Source organism: Methanobrevibacter sp. (genome assembly GCF_045603845.1).
Taxonomy (GTDB): Archaea; Methanobacteriota; Methanobacteria; order Methanobacteriales; family Methanobacteriaceae; genus Methanocatella.
Genome location: NZ_JAZUMY010000096.1, coordinates 1 through 5987, shown reverse-complemented (window position 1 = coordinate 5987; position 5987 = coordinate 1). Strand labels below are relative to the sequence as shown.

At 31.5% G+C, this 5987-nt stretch carries 8 protein-coding genes; 3 read left to right on the top strand and 5 right to left on the bottom strand.

The window, feature by feature from the left end; genetic code table 11:
• A partial coding sequence (locus tag ACKI2W_RS09480; protein ID WP_407381519.1) for an anthranilate synthase component I family protein occupies window positions 1–1368 on the bottom strand: 1368 nt, incomplete at its 3' end.
• Between the two features lie 247 nt (window positions 1369–1615).
• On the opposite strand from ACKI2W_RS09480, the gene ACKI2W_RS09475 reads away from it, so the two are divergent.
• Complete coding sequence (locus ACKI2W_RS09475) at window positions 1616–2086, top strand: hypothetical protein (protein WP_407381518.1); 471 nt, start codon at window positions 1616–1618, stop codon at window positions 2084–2086.
• Between the two features lie 8 nt (window positions 2087–2094).
• Complete coding sequence (locus tag ACKI2W_RS09470) at window positions 2095–2511, top strand: hypothetical protein (protein WP_407381515.1); 417 nt, start codon at window positions 2095–2097, stop codon at window positions 2509–2511.
• On the opposite strand, the gene ACKI2W_RS09465 is transcribed toward ACKI2W_RS09470, so the two are convergent.
• The 4 genes from ACKI2W_RS09465 to ACKI2W_RS09450 are packed head-to-tail and all read right to left on the bottom strand — an operon-like array spanning window position 2508 to window position 4665.
• The gene (locus tag ACKI2W_RS09465) at window positions 2508–2909 is read right to left on the bottom strand and encodes a hypothetical protein (RefSeq protein ID WP_407381513.1); all 402 of its coding nucleotides are present in this window, start codon (window positions 2907–2909) and stop codon (window positions 2508–2510) included. The two genes, ACKI2W_RS09470 and ACKI2W_RS09465, sit on opposite strands and share 4 nt — an antisense overlap.
• A 9-nt stretch (window positions 2910–2918) precedes the next feature.
• The gene (locus ACKI2W_RS09460) at window positions 2919–3695 is read right to left on the bottom strand and encodes a CPBP family intramembrane glutamic endopeptidase (RefSeq protein WP_407381511.1); all 777 of its coding nucleotides are present in this window, start codon (window positions 3693–3695) and stop codon (window positions 2919–2921) included.
• A gap of 56 nt (window positions 3696–3751) precedes the next feature.
• Window positions 3752–4459, bottom strand: a complete 708-nt coding sequence (locus tag ACKI2W_RS09455) for a DUF4013 domain-containing protein (RefSeq protein WP_407381509.1) — start codon at window positions 4457–4459, stop codon at window positions 3752–3754.
• Window positions 4456–4665 (bottom strand): helix-turn-helix transcriptional regulator, encoded by a 210-nt coding sequence (locus tag ACKI2W_RS09450; RefSeq protein WP_407381507.1) that lies wholly within the window; start codon window positions 4663–4665, stop codon window positions 4456–4458. The genes ACKI2W_RS09455 and ACKI2W_RS09450 overlap by 4 nt, the downstream gene beginning before the upstream one ends.
• A 173-nt stretch (window positions 4666–4838) precedes the next feature.
• Here ACKI2W_RS09450 and purB point away from each other — a divergent pair.
• The coding region (gene purB / locus ACKI2W_RS09445; protein ID WP_407381505.1) for an adenylosuccinate lyase at window positions 4839–5987 on the top strand (1149 nt) is incomplete at its 3' end.

The following is a 5987-nucleotide window of genomic DNA, read 5'->3' as shown; positions in this document are numbered from 1 at the left end:
ATTATTTCGCTTGAAAGCTATCCTGATGGAAATGCAGGAATCCAGATTTCCGCATAAATCGACATATCCTATAGCCCCACCATATATTGCGCGCTTATTATTTTCAAGTTCATTTATGATTTCACAAGCCCTTATCTTTGGAGCGCCGGACAATGTTCCTGCAGGCAAAATAGAATCAAGAGCAACAAGACAATCCAAATCATCACGAAGCTTTCCGCTAACGGTTGAACCGATATGCATCACATGAGAAAATCTTTCAACTGACATGTATTTATCGACAGACACTGACCCTATTTCGGCAATTCTTCCAATGTCGTTGCGTCCCAAATCGACAAGCATATTATGTTCCGCCAATTCTTTTTCATCATTTAAAAGGTCTTCTTCAAGCTGCAGATCCTCCTGTGGAGTTTTACCGCGCGGCCTTGTGCCTGCAAGAGGAAAAGTATAAAGTTTATTGTCATTGACCTTAACAAGAGTTTCAGGTGATGCACCGGCTATTTCAATATCATCACTTGAAAAGTAAAACATGTATGGAGAAGGGTTTGTGGTTCTTAAAACCCTGTAAGTGTCAAATAGGCTTCCTTCAATGTCTGCTTCAATCCTATTGGATAATACTACCTGAAAGATATCTCCTTCTTTAATGTAATTTTTCGCTTTGACAATCATATCGCCAAATTTTTCACGAGAAAATGCATTTCTAAAATCAGATTTTAATTTTAACGGTTCAATATCTGCCTTTTTACCATTTTTAATCAAATTTGCGATTTCTTTTAAATCATCACACGCCTTTTTATAATTGTTCTTTAAATCGTCAGTTTTCATATTGACAATAATGATTATTTTTTGGCGGAAATTGTCAAAAGCAATCACTTTATCAAAAAGCATTATGTCAATATCCTTGAATTGGTCCTGATTTTCAGCATCGAGATTTAAAGAGGGTTCTGAATATTTAATATAATCATAAGCAAAATAACCTACAAACCCTCCTGTAAAGGGAGGAAAATTTTCTATCTTTGGAGAGCGGTTTTTATTAATCAAATCCCTAATTATATCACTGGGACTGTCAGTTTCAATTTTTACCAAGTCATCGTTTAATTCCGTGAAATTCGAATCGCCCTTGATTTGAACCACCCCATTTTGACACGTGAACTCCAATAAAGGATCAAAACCTAAAAAGCTGTATCTTCCCCAATTTTCAGCATCCTCAATACTTTCCAACATGTAACAATGTTTGCTTATGCCTTTTAAAATCCTTAAAACTTCTATTGGAGTAGCCATATCTGAAAGCAATTCATAAGCTACCGGAATTCTTTTATACTGTTTATTTTCAGCTATTTTTTCTACATCTTTAAAACTTGGGGAAAACATTTTATCACTAAATTATCTTTTTGTATATAACTATTAGAATGATGTACTATTTAAAACCTTGTAGTACTTTATTGTACAATATTATATTGACTGATGAAAATTGTCGTGAGTGATGAAAATTGTTCTGAACAATAAGTATTGCCCTCAAAAAACCATTTAATATAAAATAATACCATTTAATTCATAAATAAAAGAATTTAAATAAGAAATATAAAATATTAAGCAAAAAAATATGTGGAGGAAAAAAATGACTGAATTTCAAGAGGACATGTTGTTCAAAAATATTAGCGAAAAAGACATACAAACACTTTTAGAAATTCTTGGAAAAGAATCGAAAACTGCAAAAATCTGGACAAAAGAACTAAGGTTAATAGATCCAACAACATTCAAACCAGATTTGATTCTGGAACTGGATAATGAAAACTTAATAATAGAATTCCAAAGTTCAGTAGTTGATGATGACTTTTCAAGAAGGGCGCATGTATATGTAGCAATAACAGATCAAAAGAAGAAAAATAAAAAAGAAGTTAATCTGGAAGTTATGAGTACTGCAGAAGAAACAAAACAAATTTCATATAGAGTCAATAAGTATAACAATTTCAGATATGACGTTATAGGATTTGAAAAATATGATGGAGACGAAATAATTAAGTACATTGAAAAGAAGTTGGAGGATGGAAAGAAATTACGTCAGAAGATAGTATCTATCTATCTTTAACACCATTGATGGATAAGAATAAAAACAATAATATAGAGAAAAAGACAAAACAGGTAGTAGACATACTCATTGAATTATCGAAAATTAATCAACCCATTAATAGATTATCTTATGGAATAGCATGGTTAGAAGTAGATAAATTTGTTAGAGATGAAAAACTAAGAACATTACTTACCGACGCATTAGGTGATAAAATGAGTGCAATTTACGAATATGGAGAAAGAAAAGAAGAACAAGGCAGAAAAGAAGGAAGAGAAGAAGGAATAAAAGAAGGAAGGAAAGAAGGAATAAAAGAAGGGATTGAAGAAGGAGAAAAAACTATAGTATTAAACTTACACGACTCAAAAATGACGGAAGAGGAAATATCAAAAAAAGCAAAAATAGACCTCAAAAAAGTGAAAAAAATAATCAATGAACAAAATTAATCCATTTTATCTTGTTCACGATTAAAATCGATGACAATCTTTTTGATTTCACGTGACTCCAAATAAGGCAAATTATCTTTCAATTCGGATTCCAACATTTTATTCATTTCTAATCTTTTAGCAGAATACTCATCACCAGATAATTGAGATTTATATTCCTTATTTAAATTTGAATATTTAGTAATTAATGGTTGAATAATAGTGACTATATCCTTATCCAATTGATCATTAATCTCTTTTCTTTTTTTTACATCACCTATAAATCCAACCAAAGTTGTAAAGAATCCCAATATGGTTATTGTTAATCCAGGAACTAAATAATCGTGATTATCAATAAATAATACAGATAAAACAATACCAATGAAAATTAATGCAATACCTAACCTTTTTATGTTCATTTTATCCCCCTAACGTTTGCTTATATGCTCCCATTCCTGACTGATTGAAATTACAATCAGATAAAAGGATACGATAGCCAAAACAGAAAATAACGCAATAAATATGCCATTCGTAAAAATTAAATTTCCAGTGTCTATATGATATAAAAATTCGGCCAATAAATTATTTGTAAAATGAGCCAATATGCATGTTAAAATATTTCTAGTTTTCAAATAGATTATGCACATGCAGATACCAAATACGATAGCAGATATGACTCCCCCATAACTATGAAGAGCACCAAACAAAATTGATGAAATTGCTATTGCAAAAGACATTGGAACAAATAATCTGAGCCTGTTTAAAAATACTCCTCTAAATAAGAGTTCTTCACAAATTGGAGAAATGAAAATAGTTGAAAACAAAGCTCCCCAACCAATTAACGAATTAACCGGAACCAATGGTATGAATAAAGCCGCCAGTAATGAGTCCAATCCAGGAACGTAATCCAGTGCAAACATCGCCAGATATAACATACCATAAGAAAAGAAAACATTAACAAGAACTATTGTGATAAGAGATTTTGGAGTAATCTTTGAAAAAACATTATTCAAATCATGCCTAAATCCATCACCAAAGACCCGCAATCGATAAATGAAATATAAAATAACTACCACATATAACCAATCATCATCAATTGGATAACCAATGAATTCAAAAAGAATTAATATACCGATTAATGCCAATATTACTATTAAAACTTCCAGAATAGTTATTTTTTTTAACCCTTCATCTAAAGAAGACATAATTATTGATTTAGTTATATTAATATAAAAAATAATAAGATGTGAAGTTAACGAAATTAACTTCCCAAACTATAAATTAATCCTGCACAACGGCTTTGGAACATTGCCAAATAAGGCATTACCAAGAAGAACAAAATAAAGTTCAAAATAATTGTTCCCAGCATACTTACTGCCCCAACACCTGAAGTGGAGATACTGAACGTTGCTATTCCCAATATCATGAATATGAATGAAATGACCAAAACAACGACAATTAATAGGATAATTGAAATTAAATTGACACCAATATAATTCAAAATGTATCTTCCATAACCGATTGATGAAATTATTTCAAATAACTCTGAAAATGCGAAAGCTGACTTTAGGGAATCATCATTTGCAGCCATATGAGGAATTGCAATGTAAACCACCAACGTGCAGATAATCAACAAAATAATTCCAATCAATAATAAAATCCAATTGACAGAACCGGAAATTATAGAAGCCATAATTAAAATCACAGGAATAATCAAATAAACAAAATACACAATAATATATTTCAAACCATCAATAAACATCTTTTTAAAATCATTGAATTCTGGAGGAACATCGCCACCATTAATCATGCTTTGTGTGGACAATTTAACTACCCTATAATTGTAACCATAGAAAAATATCATAGGAATAATTAAAATATTAAAAAAAGATAAAACACCAAGTAACAAAAGATTGGAAATCTTTCTTGATGCAAATTCAAAAGAATCTTTATAAATATCTAAAATCATTCACGATCACCTTCATCCATTAAAAAAACATCTTCAATATATTCTTTATCCAATATTTTAGTAATTTTATAGGCTAATAATAAGGAAGGATTATACCTTGCATTTTCCAAAGCATTAATTGTCTGACGGGTAACACCAGCAGCATCGGCCAATTCTTGTTGTGTTAAACCTTTAATGTGGCGAAATTCCCTAATTTTTGTTTCCAAATAATCACCTAAATTATTAATGTTACATAATAAAAAATGTTAACCTTAATGTAATATTAATCTTGATTTATATATAAATATATAGTATTGGATGCATCATGACAATAGTTAAACTATAATAGTAGACAATGAAAAATATATTAAATGTTTAATAATTAAAATGAGATGATAAAATGGCTATACACCCAATCGAATTTAGGTATGGTACTCCCGAAATGAAAAGAATCTGGGAAGAAGAAAACAAATTACAAAGAATGTTAGATATCGAATCAGCACTTGCACAGGCTGAAGGAGAACTCGGAATAATTCCTAAGGAAGTGGCTGATGAAATATCCCGTAAAGCTACTACAGAATACGTTAAATTAGAAAGAGTTAAAGCTATTGAAGCTGAAACAAACCATGACATTGCAGCATTATCCAAAGGAATAACTGAAGTCTGTGATAATGGTGCAGGCGAATATGTTCACTTCGGTGCTACATCAAACGATATTGTGGACAGTTCAAATTCATTACTTATCCGTGATTCCATTGACGTTTTAGAGGAAAAAGTGGAAAGATTGACTAAAATAATGCTTGAATTGGCGCAAGAAAACAAAATGAAAGTATGTATCGGACGTACACACGGACAGCATGCACTTCCAACAACATACGGCATGAAGTTTGCTCTTTGGGCAGACGAGCTTCACAGACAATATGAAAGATTGGAACATGCAAGAGCGAATGTATGTATTGCGATGATGGACGGAGCTGTTGGAACAACAGCCGCATTAGGCACTGACGGATGGAAAATACATAAAACTGTAGCACGCATCTTGGATTTACCTGCAGCTAAAATTACAAACCAGGTTGTTCAAAGAGACAATCATGTTGAGTTCATTTCCACATTAGCAAATATCGCTTCAACATTAGATAAAATAGCTTTGGAAATAAGGAGCCTTCAAAGAACTGAAATAATGGAAGTTGGAGAATATTTTGACCCTGAAAAACAAGTTGGAAGCAGCACTATGCCACATAAAATGAATCCGATTACCGCTGAAAGAATCTGTGGTGTTGCAAGAATCGTGAAATCATATGTTAATGCAGCACTAGACAACAACCCATTATGGCATGAAAGAGACTTAACCAACTCTTCATGTGAAAGAATAATGTTTCCTGAAAGCTGCATTTTAACAGATTACATCCTTAACCTAACAATAAAATTAATGAATAATCTAGTATTTTATGATGAAAATATTGAAAGAAACTTAAACTTCACCAATGGTTTAATTATGGCCGAAAGATTAATGGCTGAACTAACAAGAGCAGGTATGGGAAAACAAACT

What these genes read in the sequence shown, in the direction of transcription:
- ACKI2W_RS09475 (WP_407381518.1), top strand. Translation starts at nt 1,616, where the DNA reads ATGACTGAATTTCAAGAGGACATGTTGTTCAAAAATATTAGCGAAAAA.
- ACKI2W_RS09470 (WP_407381515.1), top strand. Translation starts at nt 2,095, where the DNA reads ATGGATAAGAATAAAAACAATAATATAGAGAAAAAGACAAAACAGGTA.
- ACKI2W_RS09465 (WP_407381513.1), bottom strand. Translation starts at nt 2,909, where the DNA reads ATGAACATAAAAAGGTTAGGTATTGCATTAATTTTCATTGGTATTGTT.
- ACKI2W_RS09460 (WP_407381511.1), bottom strand. Translation starts at nt 3,695, where the DNA reads ATGTCTTCTTTAGATGAAGGGTTAAAAAAAATAACTATTCTGGAAGTT.
- ACKI2W_RS09455 (WP_407381509.1), bottom strand. Translation starts at nt 4,459, where the DNA reads ATGATTTTAGATATTTATAAAGATTCTTTTGAATTTGCATCAAGAAAG.